Origin of the sequence: Brevibacillus fortis, assembly GCF_003013395.1 — a bacterium.
GTDB classification, from domain to species: Bacteria; Bacillota; Bacilli; order Brevibacillales; family Brevibacillaceae; genus Brevibacillus; species Brevibacillus fortis.
In genome coordinates this window covers 98,515-118,485 of sequence record NZ_PXZM01000018.1, presented here as the reverse complement: position 1 = coordinate 118,485, position 19,971 = coordinate 98,515, and the positions used below count along the sequence as shown (strand labels likewise).

Genomic DNA, 19,971 nt, shown 5'->3' with positions numbered 1-19,971 from the left:
CTTGGTCTGTTTTTTCCGATACGCAATGCTCCAATATTCTATTAAAGTTAGACAAGAGTTTTTCGTTGAAGGTTGTTAACAATGAAAAACCAATTGTATCATTGTACCTTCACCGAGCTTACTTTCTATTCTTATTTCAGCGTCATGAATTTTCGCGATCTCCTTACATAATGAAAGTCCGAGCCCGAGCCCTCCTCCATTCGCTCTCGATCTCGATTTGTCGGACATAAAGAATGGCTCAAAGACTTTTGTTATGTCGTCATCAGGAATACCGATCCCTGTATCTTTCACTTCCAGAATAATTTTTGACTCAGTATTTCTGTATGAACGTAGAAGTATTTTATCGTTGTTCTTCGATGCTTTAATCGCATTGTCTATCAGGTTTGCAAGTAAAATTTTCATCAAATCCTTATCCATTAAAACACTAAGATGCTCCGTCGATATTTCCAGATCAATATTCTTTATGTTCAGCTTTGGAATAAAGGAATTTTTGATTTCCACAAAAAGTTCGTCAAGTTTTCCCTTTTTCAACTCAAAATCTTCTTTTCGCAAAACAATGAGCTCCATAAGCTTAAATGTCAGTTTCTCTAGTCGCTTTCCTTCTTCATAGATAAAGCTTAATGAGTTGATATAAGTCTTTTCATCATATTTATTCGTTCGTAAATAATCCGCATAGCCTATGATCGAAGTTAAGGGAGTCCTTAGCTCATGTACCAGGTTATCGATAAATCTTTGCTTGTCTTCTGAAGTTTTTTTAAGTTGGTTTACTTTATCTTCTACATCAACGGCCATCAAGTTGAAATTTTCCGCTAACAACCCGATTTCATCATTCGATTTCACCTTTACTCTTTCGCTGAAATTCCCGCTTGCAATTATTCTTGTTGACTTAATAAGTTTATTAATCGGTTTTACTATAAACATGCTCATGAGTATGGTAACGATGACCAAAATTGCTGAAATAAGAGCATTTAACTTGATTAAAAGGCTTAATAAGTCTTTTCTATTTTCATAAACACTCGAAATATCTTTAACGTAAGAAACCTTATAGTGATTATTTTCCAAGGAAATATTCTTAGCTATAAATAAGTAAGTCTTCTCCCCTAAATCCCGTATAATGTAATTTACTTTATCTGATGGGATGTTTAATTCTTCTCGATGAGTAAGAGTTATCTTGTTGTTTTTAAAATGACTGAAAATAACCTTATTATTTTCATCTATTACATCCAGATATACATCCTGTTCTCCGAGGTTGTTCAAGTAAGTACTAATCATTGAATCTATGTTTTGTTTGCCAACTCCTTCAGTATCCGGGTTTGAAGATTTTTGAACTTTAAGCAGATATAGATTTGATTCTAAAGAGTTAGCAAATCGATCCTGTTCACTTATTCCGGAACGGATCTCCATATTGAGATTTAGTTCAAAGCTGCTATCAATCAGGTATATGGATGCTGGTACAAAAAAGATTTCAAATATGATTAATGTACATAAAAATATCCTCTGCCAAAATTTCATTTATTCCTCCAGCCTATATCCCAACTTAAATACTGTTTTAATTTCATCTTTCCATTCCAGCTTTTTTCTTAGCTTTTGTATATGGTTGTCTATCGTCCGAGTCTCGCCAATGTAGTCATATCCCCAAATTTTTTCTATTAATTTTTCCCTGGTTAATACGATGTTTTTATTTTGTACTAAAAACACCAATAACTCGAACTCTTTCAAGGTAAGCTCAATCATTTCACCGTTCTTTTTCACCTGCATTTCTTGCAAGTGTACCTCAGTGTCTTTAAAATTTATGATGTTGCTTTTTTTATTGTAATGCCTCAATACATTTTCAATCCTGGCCAGTAATTCAATTCCTTCAAAGGGTTTCGTAATATAGTCATCTACTCCCGCTTTTAATCCATACACCTTATCTGCAACTGAACTTTTCGCAGTTAAAAAAATGACAGGTATCCCTAAAGGTTTAATTTTTTCAAATAAAGTAAATCCATCAACTTTTGGAAGCATAACATCCAAAAGAATTAGATCAAAACGATCGCTTTCAATTACACGTAGGGCTTCCTCTCCATTAAAAGCGATTGAACTCTCATAATTTGCCGTATTCAAATTCAATTTTATTAAATTTGCTACTGCGATATCATCTTCAACAACTAAAATTTTAATCATTCTGTTTTTACCTCATTCCTTTTGTAACGGTTAGATGGAGTAAGTACCATTAAGGGCACTTACTCCATCTAACCAGTCCTACAAAATCAATTTTCATTCACTTTCAGTTCTCTGAAATTCTCACGGTAATCTTTTTCTTCGGAAGGTAGAGGGATTAGTCTATCATAATTAATCTCGTAACTAGATACTGAATAATTCTTCAGACTAATTGTCACTGTTACATCCCTTCCATCTTCCAGATCGCAAAGAACACGTATGGTTCCGGAATTAGCAGTCTTGCTAACCTTCAGCGTATTTTCCCTAACATTTTTCTGTTGTTTATCAAAAAAGTTGATGACCGCAGATTTAACTTTCGCATCATCGATTGTTGTCTCTAAGCTTCGAGCTTCATTAGTGAAAGCAGTTAAAGAAACAATTTCACCTGTTTTTTCATTTATGACAATGCGATTAGAAGCAGCCATTGGCTGGTTTAAGTCTTCAGCACGAACAAACTGTACAACGATAACATTTGCCGTTTCTTTTTTGGCGTTTTCTTTTAATACAGCTGCATCTTCTTTTGAATATAAATCCATAAAAAATGTAAAATCTTCTTGCGCGTTCGTTCTATTAACACGTGCCTCACCAAAAGATTTCGCGTCAAGCCCCATATAATCTTTTAGAGCTTTGGTTGCAATTTTTACCGCTTCTTCATCACTAATCTTTCCATTTGCTACTTTGACTACATGATTTGTAGTGGTTTGATTTGTGCCATTTCCTTCTTTGCTTGCCAACGTTACGACCTTGTTTTTAGTAGAATGAACCGCGTTATCGCTTGCATATACAGCTGCTGTAGCACCGCCTATAATTGATAGTGCCATTGAAAAAACGAGAATACTTTTTTTGTTCATAGTAATGCCTCCTAAAATTTTTTGTTTTTGGTTTGTGCACGAAACCTTTGTTACAGTTATAGAATATAGGGGCAATATGTAAAAAGTATCTTTCAGTTGTCTCTAAGTTGTAAATTCTACTTCTTTCATTTCACTACGGCTACAAGTAGCATAATAAAGCGAAAAGAAGTTCAGGTAAAGGATTGGATTCAGGTGGTTCGCTTGCGAATATACAAAAAAGACTGCTTCACTGGCACAAGAAGCCGAAGCAGTCTTTTCTCTCTACAGCTACACCATCGTTCAAAATGCTCCTTATACAGAAGGAGTTGTGCTTTTCTCTCGTTCAAGTAATACACTTTTTATTTCCTGCATCACCGCTGGTCCCTGTGGCAAGATGAAGTTAGGCTGCATGGTGCCAGATGCTACTTCATAAGCCATAGCTTCTACTGGATCCACAACGATGTGACCGTCCTCTCGAAGCTGATTTACATTTCGCTGAACCACATTTTTCGTCCACATAAGGCGATTCATATTTGGAAAAAACATAACTGGTTTTGGATGCGCTAGAATAGTGGAGGTTAGCAAGTTTGGGGCAATTCCGTTAGCAGCTTGTCCAATGACATTCGTCGTCGCTGGCAAAACAACGAACAGATCTGCCCAACGTGCTAACTCAACGTGGTTCATTTTTTTCTCAAGACCAGGCTCTTCATCTGTAAATATCTCGTCACAGAAAAACAAAATCGTAGACGGTGGGACGAGCGTTTCGGCCTGTTCTGTCATTACTACTTTTACCTCTTTGAACAGGGATCGAAACATACTAAGATAAGCAGACACTCCTATAACGGCAATCGAGCCTGATATGCCGACCAAAAGGTTCTTCTCCTTTAGAAATGGATCGTGTGTCATCTCTCGATTTCTCCTCTTCTAGGCCAACAGGAATGGCTGATCCCATAATGGCTCTTGATCACTGCTTGCAGAAAGAAGAGCAAGACCAATACCAGCTGCACCTTCAAGGGCACCTGCCTTATTAAGCCCTACTTTTCCATCACCATTTGGTTCTATATCTTGATAACCAAAAGGAAGCGACGGATTAAAATTATCGACTAGGCACTTAGCTAAATACGCGATATGTGGTTGATAGCGTTCGTCATCTGTAGTTGTTGCCATTCTAAGCGTCATTTGCAAAAGTCCCGCTTTTCCATGACAAAACGTATCTGCGTAGAGATTCCAATCGCTTTCTGATCTCTTGAAAACATCCTCGTAAGCTTGAATAGCCAGATTACAATAAGCTGAATCTTGCAAAGCTTCACCGGCTAGATAGAGTGAACGAGCTACCCCTGGTGTGCCATAGCACCATGCATCACGTCGAAACGAGTGTTGGGAAAGTACTTCTTCCCCTAGCTCTTCCTCTAATTTCACTCTACCTCTCCACATAATCCCACTAGCGTCCTGTTCCTTCCACCGCACGAGCCATTCAGCTATGTTACGTATTGCCTCCCTCTGACCAGATACTTCTACTCCTTCTCTTAGAGCAAGTGATAATAAAGCTAGTGGTCCAGGAATTCCATGAGCAAGACCTACGTTAAAATTGCCTTTCGGATACATCTGTTTATCCTTGTCTAAATATTGCATCTCTTGAGTCAAGTACCACCCTGGTATTTTTATACCATCTTCATATTCTCTAGGTTGGCTTAGATATACGAGATATCGCAAAACATCCTGTAACGCAGAGTGAAGAACATCAATCTGTTTACTTGCTAGTAAGTACCGTCCAATGCCTGCTACACCTTTAATAGCATCATAGATATGAGGATTACTTCCCCCTCTTTTTTTATCAAGGACATACTCTTCTTCAAGGATGACCGCTGTTCGTGTAGCGAGCAATTGATCCAGTTGTCCAAGAAAGCGTTGATAATGCTCTCGATTGCGTGAAGCTACCAGCGTAGCAAAGCAAATACCTGCTACTCCACCACACATGGACTCACTAGAAATCCCTACTGCCTTAATTTTCTCTTGAAGAGCAAGAAGATGATCATGAGCTATAAGATTCCAGCCTTTATCAGGGAAATGTCGATCTAACTCAGCGAAAAAGAGTATCGTGCCAGGATATCCGTGAGAAAGAGTAGCAGCCCCCCAAGGATGTTGATGAATCGGTCCTGCGACACTTATGTTATCTTTGTTCATCACGACTTTTTCTACCTGAATGGGATCTCTCAAACGCGCGGCTACCTTTAGTGCAGTAGATAAAGCCTTTGTTCTTAGCTCTTCATTTTGAATCCCTTCCCATGCATGCTTAGTCGTAACCACCGGTTTATTTGTCTCCATACTCTCCCTCTCTCTTTTACATTTGTCCGACCATCTGTCTTGTCGATTCATCCGTTTCTTCCAAATAAAAAGAAGCCTGTATATGAAAAAGAGATGCATAAACGCCGTCTTCTGCCAGTAGTTCCTTATGCGTACCCGCTTCAATGATCTCTCCTTGTTTTAGGACAAGAATCTGGTTGGCATATCGAACAGTTGAGAATCGATGGGAAATAAATAAGCCCATTTTATTCTGGGTCAATTCACGGAACCGAGTGAATACTTCTTGCTCTGCTTGAGGATCTAGTGCTGCTGTTGGCTCGTCAAGAATGTATAAAGCAGCATCACGCATGTAAGCGCGGGAGATGGCGATACGCTGCCACTGCCCTCCCGAAATCTGATACCCCTCCGCAAACCATTTGCCAAGCTGTGTATGAAATTGTTGTGGAAAACGTTTAATCATTTCATCTGCTCCGGCCTGTTTGCTTGCATCGATAATGGCTGCTTCATCATCAGCTTTTCGATAGTTACCAAAGCCGATGTTTTCATTGACTGCCATCTCATATTTAATAAAATCTTGGAACAAGGCGCTAATTTTTTGGCGCCATTCATTCTCCTCATAATGGGAAATCGGCTTACCATCAAACAATATTTCGCCTTCTGTCGGTTGATACAATTGCGTAATTAATTTTACGATTGTCGATTTTCCTGATCCGTTCTCTCCTACTAATGCCAGCGTTTCTCCTGGACGAATGGCGAAGCTTACATTCCGTAACGCGTAGGCATCCACACCTTGATATTTGAACGAGACATTGCGAAACTCTAAACCAGACGCGTCCTTCTCAAAAGGAACGCTTTCTGCTACTGCTAATCTTTTCTCATCTGGCACAGATAAAAATGTGAATAACTGACTAATGTACAGATTGTTTTGATACATGTTAAAGATCGTTTGCATAAGATCTGTGGACGTTGTTTGAGTGTAAGAAATCGCCTGGATAAACGCGATTAAGCTGCCAACTGCAATCGTACCTAACATCGTTTCCCATACGACATACGACTGCATCGCTACTACAGCAATGAGAGACAGGGCCTGAAACCCAAGCGCCACCTTTGTCCTTTTAATCACCATTGCTTTGTCTTGATTAAAAAATCGCTCGTAATACTTCCGATATCTATCGACCAGAAATGGGCCTAGCTGAAAGGTTTTTAGTTCTTTTACTGATGAATCGCTGGTCAATAAATGCATCAGATAATATTGCTTACGACGATCAGAAGCGCGGTTGTGATCAATCATGAATTCCTCTTGTCCCAATCGAATAAAAGAGAAAGTCGAACAGATAGGTAGCAAGAGCAAAATAAGAGCTAGCCACCACTTCCAAGTGATCAGCATAGCGGAAACAGACAGTAATACAATCACATTACTAATAATACTTATCACCTGTTGAAATAACTGATAGGGGCGAAACGTGGAATCTTGCTTTGCCCGTTGAAGCTGGTCATAGATTCCTGCATCCTCAAAACTGGAATAAGGAAGTCGTGTAGCTTTTTGCATGATCAACAGATTGACATGATTGGATAGCAGTTCTTGATACAACGTTTTGTAGACCAGATCAACATGTTTGAGAATATCGCGGATCACGGCTAGAAACGCGAAAAGACCAAACGCGATGAAAAGCGGAACGATTCCCCCTCCCGAAGAGATGGCTACGGCCGCATCAATTAATGATTGCGTGGCAATAATCACGCCTACAGGAATCAAGCTACTTAGAATCGTCAATATCATAACATTCGCAAAGTACCGAGGATTTGTTTGATACAGTAAACGAAAAACACTCGGCCAATGAGAGAAGGAAGCAAATACATTTCGAATCGTGTCTAATCGATTGCTGTTTTCCTTAAATGGAGTCACCAGCATTCTCCCTCCAGTGAAGCTGGCTGTGTAAAGTATGGCGTACAAAGGCCATGGATTTATCTTCCATCTCTCGCCTTACTCCAAATAAGCGATTGCAATGCAAATGGATCAAGCTACCCATGACCATCGATGGAGAACTCCACAATGAATGGTTTTGTTCACACTCAACTACAAGCCTTCCGAAATCCTCCAATACATCCGCTCTCAAGGCCATCGCTTCACGAATGGCTTCCCCGCTTGGATGACTACGCAATCCTTGCCAATCGTTCCGCGGATCAGCGAGAGTAAGCAATGGTTTACGCCATTTTCGGAACTCTTCTCTCTGGGCATCCTTTTTCACACGCATTTCCATCCAAGCCAGTTGCTGTTCAAAACGAAGTCCGAATCTAGTCATCATGTCAATGATACTAATCGTTGCCAAAACATAGTCAGGTAGATACGTTTGATGCAACCGCAAGAATCTCAAAAGATTCGCAGTCGTCTGGCTATCTTTAGCAAATACTCGCTCCGCATCAGCCATGATCGATGGTCCACCGTATCTTTCTACTTCGCGATCATACGTATCAATGACCATTCTTTGAATAAATCCCTCTCGTTGACACTCTTGAATCCAAGGGTAAAGTTCTGCGAAAATCTCCTGCATAAGCTTTTCGGGCTTGCCGTGAAAACGGAGGCGAATATGATGGTCCGGGTCTACATATCGCATGAAAAACCATTCGTCTGCTACTCCTTTTTTAACCATGGAATCCGCAAACGCATGGATCTGATCAACGATAAATTCATCCTGTCTCTGGTGGCCCCCATACAGTTTTAAAAACAGCCAATCACTTCCAGGGAATTTTAAGTATTGCTCCTTAGATAGAACATTTTCATTTCGATACGAGGGGATATTTATTTTCTTCTCTATAGGTGGTCTCCTCAGTAATGGAACTACACATTCCATGGAAAAATGCCCATCTGGTCCAGTGACCCAATATTCTTCTGTACCCCCGATTTTTTCACGGAGTTGAATGTTATTTGACTTGAACAATTCTGTACGCAACTCTTCTACATGATAAGGATTATCCAAATCTAACAAAATACGGTTGTCACCGAATGCCATGTACACATATCGTGGTAGATCCCACTCCATTCTCCACTTAGTAAAAGCCTCATTCCAGATCTTGTCTTCTTTCGGATCTCCCTTCAGTCCCAGAGAATCTGGTATCAGCTTCCATATAGCAGGGGATAAGATGGTTTTTCCATATCGAACACGTGGCAAATACGGGGAAGCATCCATATTCCCCCAAGAGAATGGGTTCCAAAGACGTTCATTTTCCATAGAGACTTCACGCAAGAAACGATAAATATTTGGAGCATTCTTGAAATTAAGCATATTATCCGATGAGATAACTAGTTTCTTTCCATGTGTACGGGATTTCAGATAGAAATGCTCTATTGTGGCGCCTACTACAATATCCTCAAGCTGAAGGATATGCTGAGCCTTCTCAGAACAATTCGTGCCAATGGCCAGTTCATATCGGCTGAGGGATGGATGGAGAACGATATTGGCATGTCGTCCAACGGGTGAAAGATAATTGGCATCAACAAAGATCACATCTTCATGCTGTCCCTGTACTTGATTATGAATCTGTTCATGTTTCTCTATCGCTTCTGGTCCGAGTATATCGAGGAATCTACCAAACGATTGGCCCACCTTAGCTGAACCAGGCATGGGTGCTACCTCTAGTAGATAGTCTCCTTGATCGATTGCTTCCTGTGAGGGTGCGATGACCTCCACGTACATTTCCAAGGAATCTGGTGCGTATTTCGTATCGACTAGCTCTGTATCTAGTTGGTCGAGAAGATCATTCGTAATTTCTATTTCTCTCGTTTTTGTTGCAATCGCATGAACTACTTTTCTCATCAATCTAGCTTCACGCTTATCAGAATACTTGAGAGGCGATACTGGCTCTCTTCGACTACTTTGTGGAAACATATATCCTGCGGGTGCTCCTAGACCAACCTCATCACTAAGAAGCTCCAAAACGGGGACTTCTCTCGATGTTCCGTATTTCTCTAAAAAGTCCCTATGGTAGCTTCTTAGATGGGACGCTCCTCGTTGTGGTAAAGACATTCGCCACAGACATTCCACCGCTTTTGCTACTTCTTCACCTATACCCTTGTGTAAAGATGCGTTGTGATTACCTATATGGAGGTCTACTTGTACGGGCATCATGCTGGCTTCAAGATCCTTCATCTGCGCAATCAATTCTTGAAAGTCTTGTATACCAGTACCTATAGGATGTCTATCGTATTGGTTCATTTTTGCTTGAATCGCAGTTAATTCCGAATATATATCCTGTACACCATCAAGTAACGCAAGGCGCTCCATCACATAATCAAATGGAGTGGCTACTGTGAGTGGTGGACGTAATTCACTAATCAAAAATTCTTGAGAAAATAATTGCCACAGGAGTCCGGTTACTTTCTGTTCCCCCGCCTCAGGGTACTTTTCCATCAACCTAGCAATTAATTGTTCAAATCGGATCGGCTGTTTTGCCAGATCAAACACGGCATGCACAACTTCTGTAGCACGGATTGAAATTCTCTCTTTTTGTTTACCATCTAACCGTTTCATTTGACCGTATTCAGTGGCAAAAGTAAGCTCCATTCGCCCACCGAGCTGCACCGAAGCGTGATTTCGTTGTACTTTCAACTGTTTTACTACATCAAGTCGTTGCTCTACTCTCTGAATGATTGCAAGCAACCACTCCATATCTGGACGTGTGCGTTTTTGATGAAAATGTGAGTCTTTCAACGAGACGTTTGTCTTGTCAGTGAATGAGCCCATAGCAACACCAGCGAATAAGCCATATGGGGTAGAACGGGTACTCATCCTTAACAAAAAACGAACAAAACTAGATAGTGCCTGCTTGGTCTTTCGAGAAGTCGGATCGCCTTCTAAATTCGGCAATGCTTCGTACAGAGATGGACTAGAGATGAGAATAGCTTCTCGTACCTTTTCATCCCTCGCATATTCCTTTATAGCAGCCAGATAATCACTGGTTTTATTTAATTCATAGAAGATTTCTATAGGATACAGTGGTACCCGTAGCATAAAAAAGTCTGCTGAGGCATATAGGTTTCCCTCCTTCTTGTTCTCACGGTAGCGAGTAGTCAGCTCCCTTTCTAAAATTTGCTTGGCCATTCATACCCCTCTTTCCCATGCATGAAGTGAGACTATAAAGGAAGAACATCGCTTATCGCGATGCTCCTCCAGCGTCAACCTAAATTAGCAGCAGTTGCTTTGGCACCAAGTAACTGAGCAGCCTATAGTGCAAATGAGGTCGCTCAACACTGAATCTGATTGAACTTGATTTACCTCTTTTACTTGAACATCCAAATCAAATAGATCTTTTTGCATTTTTTGTTCCTCCTCTATTTTTTTGTTCGTAGCCAGAACTTCACGCGCGTTTGTAAGTGCTTGGTTACGCTTACAATAATAAATTAGAAATAATTTCCAGTAAAGGGTATTTTTTAAAAATTTTTAGAGTTTTTTTATATTTTTAAGCTTAACGTTTTTTTGAACAGAAAAAACCATATCTCATTGAAAAAACTCCAATGAAACATGGCTTGTCTCTCGTAATAAAGAAATCGTCTCAAGAAATTACTATAGGAAAACAAAAAGAACCGTATGAATACGGTTCTTTGCTTTACATTTTCAGATTACGCTTTTATGGAGTTCGAAACGATCGGCATTCATTACCTTCACCCATGCAGCTATGAAGTCACGCACAAACTTTTCTTTGTTATCGTCTTGGGCATAAACTTCTGCAATGGCACGCAGAACAGAGTTTGAACCGAACACGAGGTCAACAACAGTCGCTGTACGCACGACTTCACCTGTTTTGTGATCACGTCCTTCAAATACGCCTCCATCTACAGGCTTCCACTGTATTCCCATGTCTAGCAAGTTAATAAAGAAGTCGTTCGTGAGTGCGCCTACACGATCCGTGAATACACCGTGTTGTGTGTCACCGTGGTTTGTACCTATCACTCGCATACCGCCAACAAGCGCAGTCATTTCTGGTGCCGTAAGGTTTAGTAGCTGTGCCTTGTCTACCAGGAGCTCTGCAGGACTTACACTATACTGCTTCTTCTGATAGTTCCGGAAACCATCAGCGATTGGTTCGAGTACGGCAAAGTTTTCTGCATCTGTTTGCTCTTGTGTTGCATCGCCACGTCCAGGAGTAAAAGGAACCGTTACATCAAAGCCAGCATCTTGAGCAGCTTTTTCAACTGCGGCACTACCGCCTAGTACAATTAAATCGGCCATGCTGACTTTCTTACCAAAGTCCTCTTGAATGACTCCCAGGATCGTCAGCACTTTTTCGAGTTGTTTGGGCTCATTTACTTCCCACTCCTTCTGTGGAGCAAGACGGACCCGAGCACCATTGGCGCCGCCACGCATGTCTGAGCCACGAAAGGTACAAGCAGAAGCCCAAGCAGTTGTTACCAGATCGCTTATGGTAAGACCCGAGTCTAAGATCCTTGTTTTCAGTTCTGCTACATCTGCATCTGTTAATTCATATTCAGCAGCGGGTACAGGATCTTGCCAGATAAAATCTTCTGCTGGAACTTCTGGGCCGAGATATCTTGCACGAGGACCCATGTCGCGGTGTGTAAGTTTGAACCATGCAAGAGCAAATGCATTTGCAAACTCCTCTGGATTCTCATAGTAGCGCCGAGATATCTTTTCGTATGCTGGATCCACACGCAATGCCATATCCGCAGTGGTCATCATCGTTGGAACACGAACGGATGCATCTTCTGCATCTGGTGCAAGATGTTCATCAGCAGGATTTATAGCAGCCCACTGGTGTGCGCCTGCCGGGCTCTTGGTAAGCTCCCATTCATAGCCAAACAATAGTTCAAAGAAACCGTTATCCCATTGTGTCGGATTTGCCGTCCAAGCACCTTCAATACCGCTGCTGATGGAGTCGCGACCTTTACCGGAACCGTGTGAGCTCTGCCATCCTAAGCCCATTGTTTCCACAGGAGCAGCTTCCGGCTCTGGGCCAACATGAGCAGCATCTCCCGCACCATGTGCCTTACCAAACGTATGGCCACCTGCTACGAGTGCAACGGTTTCCTCATCGTTCATTCCCATGCGTTTGAAGGTTTCGCGAATGTCGCGAGCGCTTGCAAGCGGATCGGGATTCCCGTTCGGACCTTCCGGGTTCACATAAATAAGCCCCATCTGAACAGCAGCAAGCGGATTCTCGAGCTCACGATCGCCGGTGTAACGCTTATCTCCTAACCATTCCTTTTCAGCACCCCAGTAAATATCTTCTTCTGGATGCCAAACGTCCGCGCGTCCGCCTCCAAAACCGATTGTCTTACCGCCCATGGATTCAATTGCAGCATTGCCTGCTAGAATGTACAAGTCGGCCCAAGAGATCTTGTTGCCATATTTTTGTTTGATCGGCCATAGCAGTCGACGGGCTTTATCAAGGTTGGCATTGTCTGGCCAGCTGTTAAGTGGTGCAAAACGCTGTGTGCCAGTTCCAGCACCACCACGGCCGTCTCCTGTACGATATGTACCAGCGGAGTGCCAAGCCATACGGATAAATAATGGACCGTAATGTCCATAGTCGGCAGGCCACCATTCTTGGCTGTCTGTCATTAGATCATAAAGATCCTGCTTAAGAGCCTGGTAGTCCAACTTTTTGAACTCTTCTGCATAATTGAAGTCTTCGCTCATAGGGTTAGATTTTCTGTCGTGTTGATGCAGGATGTTCAAGTTCAACTGGTTGGGCCACCAGTGTTTATTCGACGTAGCACTAGGGTTGTGATTCGTAGTGCTACCGTGCGAAAACGGGCACTTTCCAGTGTTAGCGGTTGCCATAGAGTCCATTTGTCCCTCTCCCGTCATTTAAATTAAGTATTAAATAATAATACTTCTAAATAATTTATATAGCAGTTGATAAGAGAAATCAACATTTTTTTGCTCTTTTCAGCTTAAGGATTTATGGACAGTTGCGATTGGCATCGTATCGCAGCAGAGTGGGAATCGTAAGAACACGATAAAATATATGAACTCTTTCATTTCCGAAATGCTGATTCTAACGTATGCAGGGACTGGCTAGATTATGATCTTGTCACCAGTTCATTAGCCTCTATTCCATCACAAAAAGCCCACTATTCTCCTCATAACGGAATGTGTGGGCTTTTTTTGCGTAATCGTTTCAACTTCGCATCCTTGTTTATGTTAATCATGTTCTCTTGCCATGTGATCAAAAAGAATGGTTCGAGCACTATGAGACATGACATGGAATTCTCAGTCAGTAGAGTCCGGAGAAATCACTTCCCATTTTCCAAACAGTGTAAAACCCGCTGCTTTCGCCAAGGCAGTAGACGCATGGTTATCGAGTTGGCATCGGTACTGCGGTTCGTATCCCTGGCCATAGGCGTATTTGCAGATGGAACGCACCACTTTGCGGGCGTGCCCTTTTCCTCGATAGGACGTCAGAGTCAGTACGCCGAGATCTGCAATTTGCGCATCTTCCTCCCATGGATACATACTTGCAGCGCTGACCAGGCGATTTTCTTCAAAAGAGCCGAACACCGCCCAGTGATCCAATTCCACATAAGCGTCATACAAGTCTTGTTCCGATGCGGAAGATCTGAACGCGGAGAAAACCGTATCATCTTGCTCGGTTAGGCGGCGCAATTCACCTTCGAGGTTTTCTTGCAGCAATACGTTCTTATCAGCTTTTGAAAAATAAAAAAGATAATCTGCGCCATGCAGTGTGACGCCCGCTTCATTTAATTTCTGGCGAAAGGTCGACTCAGACAAGGATTGTTGTTGAGAAAGGCCTATTTTATCAGCCAGCGCAGGTGTCAAAACCGCCATAACACGTCCGTCGGAGGTTTCCAGCACCATGACCCGACTATCTTCGTCAAGTGCAGGGTTTTTGACAACAGTAAAAGCTTCATCGCTATAGAGGACGTCACCGTTTAAAAATTGCTCGCGCCAAAAGTCAGTGATCGTTTGAGAAAATACAGGTACACTACTTACTTGATCTGCCATTATGTACACTTCCTTATCCATTAGACTTACATGGAACACATTCTGTACCTTGACCTAGTGTCATGGCCACCAGCAAATCACCTTCTTTCTGGAAGCTTCTTTAGAAATTGCTCGATTTCATCCATATATCCAGGTATCGTAATTTGTCTCGGAGCGAAGAGACTAATGAGTACTGCCCGCATATTTGAATTAGCCGTTTGTTTGCTTAACATGGAGTGATCAGCGTCAGGAAAGACCGCTACGGTTAGCAGCTCGGGTTTTACGATATCGCGATATACCCTCTCCGTATCCTTTACATCAACATGTATATCTTCTTCACCCAGAATCAGGAGCACAGGCGAATTGAAATTGCGAAGGTCATCAGTGGCATCTGACAAGAAGTTTTTGCTCACAAATGTCCACCTGTCTGTTGACATCAAACTATTTTCGCGAGCGATTTTTACATACTCCTCATAGGAAGCCTGTTTTTCCAAAAGTGTGAGTACTTGCCGGTTATACGCCTCTTTGTCTTGCATTTCCGCTTCTGAGTACCCTTCTTTCACCATCTTTTTGCGTGTATGGTATTGCCCTTGACTTACCCAATTAATAGCAGGCGAAAGAAGAAGGCTGAATGCGAGCGGTTCCTTCTTGGCGAGCTTTGGAATGACCCAGCCTGCCTGGCTTGCTCCCCAAACCCCAATCTGTTTCTCGTCAATCATCGGCTGCTCTTTGGCCCAAGCAATAGCCTGACGCGCTTCGTCCACGCGGTCATCTATACTCTGGTGTAACCAATTGCCTTCGGAACCGTTCATTTCTCTCTTGTTAAGGGACAGGGAGGCGTAACCAAGTGAGGCTAACCGCTCCCATAGCGGCTTATAGCCATCGTCATGCGTGGCATCAATAGGTCCATCACCGTGTATAAACAAGACTAAGCCCAATTTGTTCGTGTAGTTTTTAGGCAGTACGAATGTACCGGTCAATTTGCCTTCCGATGTCTGAATTTCAATGGCTTGCTCAACCATTTCAAAGCTGTTTTGCTCCAATATGTAAAGTCCTGCACCGCCTAATAGCAAGACGATGATCATCATGGAAATCATTATTTTCTTTTTCATCTATTCTTCTCCTTGTGAAAAAATTTCAAAGTGAATATCTTAACCATACACCTTAGGTCAGACCTAAGGTCAAGTAATGGAATGATAAACGCAAATACAAGGAGTGTGAAAATATAAGGTAGATTGAACGGGTATTCAAAAGGAGTTATTATAGCCATGTTAAGTCTTCAAAGGGTGTGATCATTTATCCTTGCTGCCGCCTGAAAGGTCAGAGGATTGTAATTTGATCTTAGAAAGAGGTTTTTGACTTGGTATCATTAAAAATGCAAGATGCCCACGTTTTCGACAGTGAAAATAATATCATCGCGAAAGTCATGAAGGCATCCAACTCCGGAAATGAGGTTGGCAAAACCTTTGCTCTAGAGCTAAACGGAGAGCTCGCTGCTCTAGGTATAAAAAAAGGTCGTCTCTTCTTGGCAGATTACAGGTTTCAAATGAATGGTGAGGAATAACTGTACATTTTTCACTCCTCTCTTGGTTCCCCCCTCATTCGAAGAAGAGGCAGTACGGAAGAGAAAATAAAGTCCTAAACTGCCTCTGATTGGAAGGCTATTCAGTGGCGCGGATTCCCATCATTTCCTTACGACTAGTTGAATGACATGGGCTAAACCGGTGTGCGCCTTTCCTGCCACACGCTCTTGTTCGCCATAAAAGAAATGGATCACCTCATGACCTTTGCACCAAGCAAGAATTTCTTTTGGATCATAAAGCATTTCAAGTTCCCGGGGGCCGCCCGTACCATACTTTAATTGTTCCTCCGAGAATACCTCAAGCATTATAATCCCTTTCGACTTTATTGCCTTTTTCATTTTATTCAGAACCGTGATCTGAGCATTTTTATGAAAATGTCCATATACCATAATAGCGGCATCATATTCCTCGCTCGGCACATCCTCTTCCAAAAGGTCAATTTTTTGGGTATGTACGTCAACGGAATGCTTCAGAGCCAGTTTTTTCGTTTTTTGCAATCCGCTTTCCGCATAGTCAATCGCTGTCACTTCATGATTCCTTTTTGCTAAAAAAACTGCATTCCGGCCTTCACCCTCTGCAAACGCGATCACTTTTTGACCTTGTTCTAGCCGAAACGCTTGTTGTTGAATAAAAACGTTAGGTTCTTCCCCGTAATAATATTCTTCCGAATGAAACTTCTCATTCCAAATATTCTCCATACTCTCCGGCCTCCTGTCATTTCACTATTGCCAAATGTAATCATGGTGTTCGCCTTCTTGTTGTTGGATATGAAAGCTTGGTTGTTTTACTCCACTATCAAGGAGTTGTTATATCTATAATATCTCCGAAAACGATGGTGTGTCAAGGTCAATGACAGATCGGCATCACCTACAAAAGAGCCTTTCTTTGAACGTACCTATTGACCTTAGGTCTGACCTAAGGTATATGGTTGAGATATTCCACCACACCCATAGGAGTAACGTTTATGAAGAGTGAAATCACTATTAGCGAATTAGCCAAGCTTATGAATGTGTCTGTTCATCAGATTCGTTATTTTGAAGAGAAAGGGGTTCTTCTACCTGCTTACTTAGATAACAATCAGTACAGGATGTACAGCATGGATCAAGTTTACCAGCTAGCACATATTTTGTTGCTTCGCAAATTGGGAGTGCCTGTCCAGTCGATTAAAGAATGCATGACTTCCTATTCTGCAGATCAATACGGGCAGCTACTCAATCGTTCTTTGAGAGAAATAAATACAGAATTGCTTCGCCTTCAAGAGCTTCAGCATTTCATAACAAAGGTTTTGCATGAACAAAAGAATTTTCAATCACATACCAATCCCTACCAAATAAAGTGGCGGGACACCACCTATTTGGCACGTTGGTTGGAAATGGATTCACAAACGAAGCTAAGCGCCAAACTGTTGGCTGAACGGGCCAAGTCTGTCCCGAATTTGTTCGAATCGGACATCCATTATATCGAGGATGGTTCCAGTACCATAACTTTATACACGGAGACAGAAGCGCCTGGAGACTTTTCATTACCCAGCGGCAAATATCTTTCTACCCAGAGGCTGATCAATGAAGATGATGAGCTTGAACAAGTGATTGAACAGTTTTACGCCTATGCTGCAGCACAGTCTTATGTTATCCAGGAACCCTTGATTCTCATTGAAAGATCTTACTTATCCCTATTTAGTCAAAGCCAGCTGCACTATGAACTGCAAGCTTTGATCGAGCCGCATACCAATTCTGAAAGGGGTAACGGAACATGACTGTAACACCGATAACGATAGAGCCTATGCATTCCATGTACAATCAACAGACTGGTCAACTTCTTGTTCACGGATTTCGTGGTAAATTCCAGGCCCTTACGAATCTCAATGATGGCGAACTCGCTCTTTTTTTCGAAAAGATGTTTGACTATTCCCCTGCTGATCCAGCGAGTCAGCGAATGGTCGCTCTACAAGATGGAGAAGTTATTGGTTCGATATCCATCAAGTGGAAGTCCGAATCTGAGAGGAATCAACAGCTTCCTTCGTGGAAAAACTTTCGTCGTTTTGGAAAATGGAACCTCCTGAAAATGTTCATTGGGTTATCTTTATTAGACCATAAACCACAGGCTGGAGAATGTTATATTACAGACGTTGTTGTCCATCCGGATCATCAAGGCAAAGGAATTGGAAACCTACTATTGCAGTGGGCGCACAATTTCGCGCAAACGCAGCCAAGCCTAGACAAGTTAAGTTTGTACGTCGCAGGCAAAAACCCCCGGGCAGAGCAACTTTACCAGCGATTATCGTTCCATACGCAATTGCGAGAAAGCAGCTTTCTATCACATATTTTATTCAAAGAGAAAAAATGGAGTTACATGGTGAAGAGATTGAAATGAATCATGACAAAGGGCGAATCGTCTCTACTAGACATCCGCCCTTTGCTATTTCTATCGTTTTCACTTCATGTTGAGGTGTCTTTCAATTTCTCGAATATGATCATACTGGAAAGCATGAATCTGATGAGTACGATTGTCTCCACCCTTACGGAAGTTTTTTTGATTTTTCATCATGAGCGCCCTCCCTCCTGACAACATCCCCTAAGCAAATTCTACCCCTTGATAGGAAGATGAGTTTTAATAAGGATACCCCGCCATCAGGATCTTTGCTCGTACAGCTTAACGATTTCAATGATGGTGTTCACAGCCTTGACCATGTTGTCTACTGAAACATACTCGAATCGCCCATGGTAGTTTTCCCCGCCTGTGAAAATATTCGGTGTTGGCAACCCCATGTAGGATAGCTGGGAGCCATCAGTGCCACCGCGTATCGGCTGAATAATCGGCACGATTCCGAGGTTTTCTAGTGCTTGTCTAGCGACGTCCACTACTTCCATTACAGGTTCAATCTTTTCCCTCATGTTGAAGTATTCGTCTTTGATTTCGAGCTCAATTCGCTGATCTCCGTACTTTTTCTGTAATTCTTCTACGATACGAGCCAGCTCGGACTTTCTCTCCATAAACCGATTACGATCGTGATCCCGGATCAAATAATGAAGCCGTGCTTGCTCGACGTCGCCTTGAATGGAAGTTAGATGATAGAAGCCTTCGTAGCCTTCCGTCATTTCAGGAGTTTCATCTGCCGGCAGCCTTCCATGCAGCTCCATGGCTATTTTAGCAGCGTTGACCATTTTATCTTTGGCCGTGCCGGGGTGAACGTTCTTCCCTTTGCAAGTAATGATGGCTGATGCAGCGTTAAAGCTCTCGTACTCGATCCCGCCAAGAGGGCCGCCATCCATCGTATAGGCATATACTGCGTCGAAGGCGGGCACATCAAACTTGTCTGGGCCTCTGCCGATTTCTTCATCCGGGGTGAAAGCCACTCTTACTTTCCCGTGTTTCAGTTCTGGATGTCGAATCAGATAAGCCATAGCGGTCATGATTTCGGCAATACCGGCTTTATCGTCAGCGCCAAGTAATGTGGTACCGTCTGTCGTGATTAACGTGTGCCCTCTGTAGCCAGCCAGCTCTGAAAAATCGCGAGGCGAAAGGACAATATTCAGTGCTTCATTCAAGACTATGTCTTGTCCGTTATAATTTTCTATGATTTGCGGCTTCACGCCAGCGCCGGTAAAATCGGTGGCCGTATCCATATGAGCAAGAAAACCGATTGTTGGAATCTCTTTGTCTGTATTGGCCGGAAGGGTTGCCATTACATAGCCGTTCGAATCCATCGTCACTTCCTGCATACCTATGGCTTTCAGCTCGTCTACGAGCATTTGGGCCAACACGAGCTGCCCTGGTGTTGAGGGACAAGTCTCGCTGCTCTCATTGGACTGTGTGTCAACTTGTGCGTAAGAGATGAATCTATTTATGATCTCCGTTTTCATGGTCTATCTCAGCTCCAATACAATCGTTATAGGAAGAAGCACGTGTACTACCAAACCTATTCAAGAAAGAGACGATCTCGTGACAAATTCTACCACGATCTTAAATTTAGCGTCTATCATTTACTACAATTTTAGAGTGATCCTCAACTGCTCGATTGAATTCCAACCTTCTTGGGAGAAGCACACAAATAGCCCACTCTGCTCTTTGCAACGGGAGGAGTGGGCT

16 protein-coding genes are annotated in these 19,971 nt (G+C 42.4%); 3 read left to right on the top strand and 13 right to left on the bottom strand.

The genetic code is table 11. From position 1 onward, the window contains the following. Positions 1-75 precede the first annotated feature (75 nt). The 11 genes from C7R93_RS12290 to C7R93_RS12240 form a co-directional block, all read right to left on the bottom strand. On the bottom strand, positions 76-1,512 hold the full coding sequence (locus C7R93_RS12290) for a sensor histidine kinase (protein ID WP_106839076.1): 1,437 nt from the start codon (positions 1,510-1,512) through the stop codon (positions 76-78). Beyond that, positions 1,513-2,166, bottom strand: a complete 654-nt coding sequence (locus C7R93_RS12285) for a response regulator transcription factor (protein WP_106839075.1) — start codon at positions 2,164-2,166, stop codon at positions 1,513-1,515. Between the two features lie 86 nt (positions 2,167-2,252). Next, a complete protein-coding gene (locus tag C7R93_RS12280; protein ID WP_106839074.1) occupies positions 2,253-3,053 on the bottom strand; it encodes a hypothetical protein in 801 nt (266 codons plus the stop codon). A gap of 291 nt (positions 3,054-3,344) precedes the next feature. After that, a complete protein-coding gene (locus tag C7R93_RS12275; protein ID WP_106839073.1) occupies positions 3,345-3,938 on the bottom strand; it encodes a flavoprotein in 594 nt (197 codons plus the stop codon). Positions 3,939-3,956: 18 nt separating this feature from the next. Then, positions 3,957-5,357, bottom strand: coding sequence for a lanthionine synthetase C family protein (locus tag C7R93_RS12270; RefSeq protein ID WP_106839072.1), 1,401 nt, complete (start codon positions 5,355-5,357; stop codon positions 3,957-3,959). 16 nt (positions 5,358-5,373) lie between these two features. Beyond that, entirely contained in the window at positions 5,374-7,248 is a 1,875-nt protein-coding gene (locus tag C7R93_RS12265; RefSeq protein ID WP_167402458.1) for an ABC transporter ATP-binding protein, read from the bottom strand. Then, positions 7,229-10,435 carry a lantibiotic dehydratase gene (locus C7R93_RS12260; protein ID WP_106839071.1) on the bottom strand — a complete coding sequence of 1,069 codons (3,207 nt, stop codon included), beginning with the start codon at positions 10,433-10,435 and terminating at the stop codon, positions 7,229-7,231. The genes C7R93_RS12265 and C7R93_RS12260 overlap by 20 nt, the downstream gene beginning before the upstream one ends. 84 nt (positions 10,436-10,519) lie before the next feature. Further along, positions 10,520-10,651 carry a gallidermin family lantibiotic gene (locus C7R93_RS12255; RefSeq protein ID WP_106839070.1) on the bottom strand — a complete coding sequence of 44 codons (132 nt, stop codon included), beginning with the start codon at positions 10,649-10,651 and terminating at the stop codon, positions 10,520-10,522. Between the two features lie 297 nt (positions 10,652-10,948). Beyond that, positions 10,949-13,144 carry a catalase/peroxidase HPI gene (katG, locus tag C7R93_RS12250; RefSeq protein ID WP_106839069.1) on the bottom strand — a complete coding sequence of 732 codons (2,196 nt, stop codon included), beginning with the start codon at positions 13,142-13,144 and terminating at the stop codon, positions 10,949-10,951. A 423-nt stretch (positions 13,145-13,567) separates the two neighbouring features. Further along, positions 13,568-14,320 carry a GNAT family N-acetyltransferase gene (locus tag C7R93_RS12245; protein ID WP_106839068.1) on the bottom strand — a complete coding sequence of 251 codons (753 nt, stop codon included), beginning with the start codon at positions 14,318-14,320 and terminating at the stop codon, positions 13,568-13,570. 77 nt (positions 14,321-14,397) lie between these two features. After that, positions 14,398-15,411 (bottom strand): alpha/beta hydrolase family protein, encoded by a 1,014-nt coding sequence (locus C7R93_RS12240; RefSeq protein WP_106839067.1) that lies wholly within the window; start codon positions 15,409-15,411, stop codon positions 14,398-14,400. A gap of 248 nt (positions 15,412-15,659) precedes the next feature. On the opposite strand from C7R93_RS12240, the gene C7R93_RS12235 reads away from it, so the two are divergent. Beyond that, positions 15,660-15,863, top strand: coding sequence for a hypothetical protein (locus C7R93_RS12235; RefSeq protein ID WP_106839066.1), 204 nt, complete (start codon positions 15,660-15,662; stop codon positions 15,861-15,863). Positions 15,864-15,983: 120 nt separating this feature from the next. Here the strand turns inward: C7R93_RS12235 and C7R93_RS12230 are convergent, their stop codons facing one another. Further along, entirely contained in the window at positions 15,984-16,580 is a 597-nt protein-coding gene (locus C7R93_RS12230) for a class I SAM-dependent methyltransferase (RefSeq protein WP_106839065.1), read from the bottom strand. A 266-nt stretch (positions 16,581-16,846) separates the two neighbouring features. Here C7R93_RS12230 and C7R93_RS12225 point away from each other — a divergent pair, with 266 nt between their 5' ends. Together C7R93_RS12225 and C7R93_RS12220 are read left to right on the top strand one after the other, a co-directional pair. Next, on the top strand, positions 16,847-17,638 hold the full coding sequence (locus C7R93_RS12225) for a MerR family transcriptional regulator (protein ID WP_106839064.1): 792 nt from the start codon (positions 16,847-16,849) through the stop codon (positions 17,636-17,638). Beyond that, complete coding sequence (locus tag C7R93_RS12220) at positions 17,635-18,255, top strand: GNAT family N-acetyltransferase (protein WP_106839063.1); 621 nt, start codon at positions 17,635-17,637, stop codon at positions 18,253-18,255. The genes C7R93_RS12225 and C7R93_RS12220 overlap by 4 nt, the downstream gene beginning before the upstream one ends. 257 nt (positions 18,256-18,512) lie before the next feature. On the opposite strand, the gene pepT is transcribed toward C7R93_RS12220, so the two are convergent. Further along, entirely contained in the window at positions 18,513-19,745 is a 1,233-nt protein-coding gene (gene pepT, locus C7R93_RS12215; RefSeq protein ID WP_106839062.1) for a peptidase T, read from the bottom strand. Positions 19,746-19,971: the final 226 nt, after the last annotated feature.

What these genes read in the sequence shown, in the direction of transcription:
- C7R93_RS12280 (WP_106839074.1), bottom strand. Translation starts at nt 3,053, where the DNA reads ATGAACAAAAAAAGTATTCTCGTTTTTTCAATGGCACTATCAATTATA.
- C7R93_RS12270 (WP_106839072.1), bottom strand. Translation starts at nt 5,357, where the DNA reads ATGGAGACAAATAAACCGGTGGTTACGACTAAGCATGCATGGGAAGGG.
- katG (WP_106839069.1), bottom strand. Translation starts at nt 13,144, where the DNA reads ATGGACTCTATGGCAACCGCTAACACTGGAAAGTGCCCGTTTTCGCAC.
- C7R93_RS12230 (WP_106839065.1), bottom strand. Translation starts at nt 16,580, where the DNA reads ATGGAGAATATTTGGAATGAGAAGTTTCATTCGGAAGAATATTATTAC.
- C7R93_RS12275 (WP_106839073.1), bottom strand. Translation starts at nt 3,938, where the DNA reads ATGACACACGATCCATTTCTAAAGGAGAAGAACCTTTTGGTCGGCATA.
- C7R93_RS12240 (WP_106839067.1), bottom strand. Translation starts at nt 15,411, where the DNA reads ATGAAAAAGAAAATAATGATTTCCATGATGATCATCGTCTTGCTATTA.
- C7R93_RS12265 (WP_167402458.1), bottom strand. Translation starts at nt 7,248, where the DNA reads ATGCTGGTGACTCCATTTAAGGAAAACAGCAATCGATTAGACACGATT.
- C7R93_RS12285 (WP_106839075.1), bottom strand. Translation starts at nt 2,166, where the DNA reads ATGATTAAAATTTTAGTTGTTGAAGATGATATCGCAGTAGCAAATTTA.
- C7R93_RS12225 (WP_106839064.1), top strand. Translation starts at nt 16,847, where the DNA reads ATGAAGAGTGAAATCACTATTAGCGAATTAGCCAAGCTTATGAATGTG.
- C7R93_RS12260 (WP_106839071.1), bottom strand. Translation starts at nt 10,435, where the DNA reads ATGGCCAAGCAAATTTTAGAAAGGGAGCTGACTACTCGCTACCGTGAG.
- C7R93_RS12220 (WP_106839063.1), top strand. Translation starts at nt 17,635, where the DNA reads ATGACTGTAACACCGATAACGATAGAGCCTATGCATTCCATGTACAAT.
- C7R93_RS12290 (WP_106839076.1), bottom strand. Translation starts at nt 1,512, where the DNA reads ATGAAATTTTGGCAGAGGATATTTTTATGTACATTAATCATATTTGAA.
- C7R93_RS12245 (WP_106839068.1), bottom strand. Translation starts at nt 14,320, where the DNA reads ATGGCAGATCAAGTAAGTAGTGTACCTGTATTTTCTCAAACGATCACT.
- pepT (WP_106839062.1), bottom strand. Translation starts at nt 19,745, where the DNA reads ATGAAAACGGAGATCATAAATAGATTCATCTCTTACGCACAAGTTGAC.
- C7R93_RS12255 (WP_106839070.1), bottom strand. Translation starts at nt 10,651, where the DNA reads ATGCAAAAAGATCTATTTGATTTGGATGTTCAAGTAAAAGAGGTAAAT.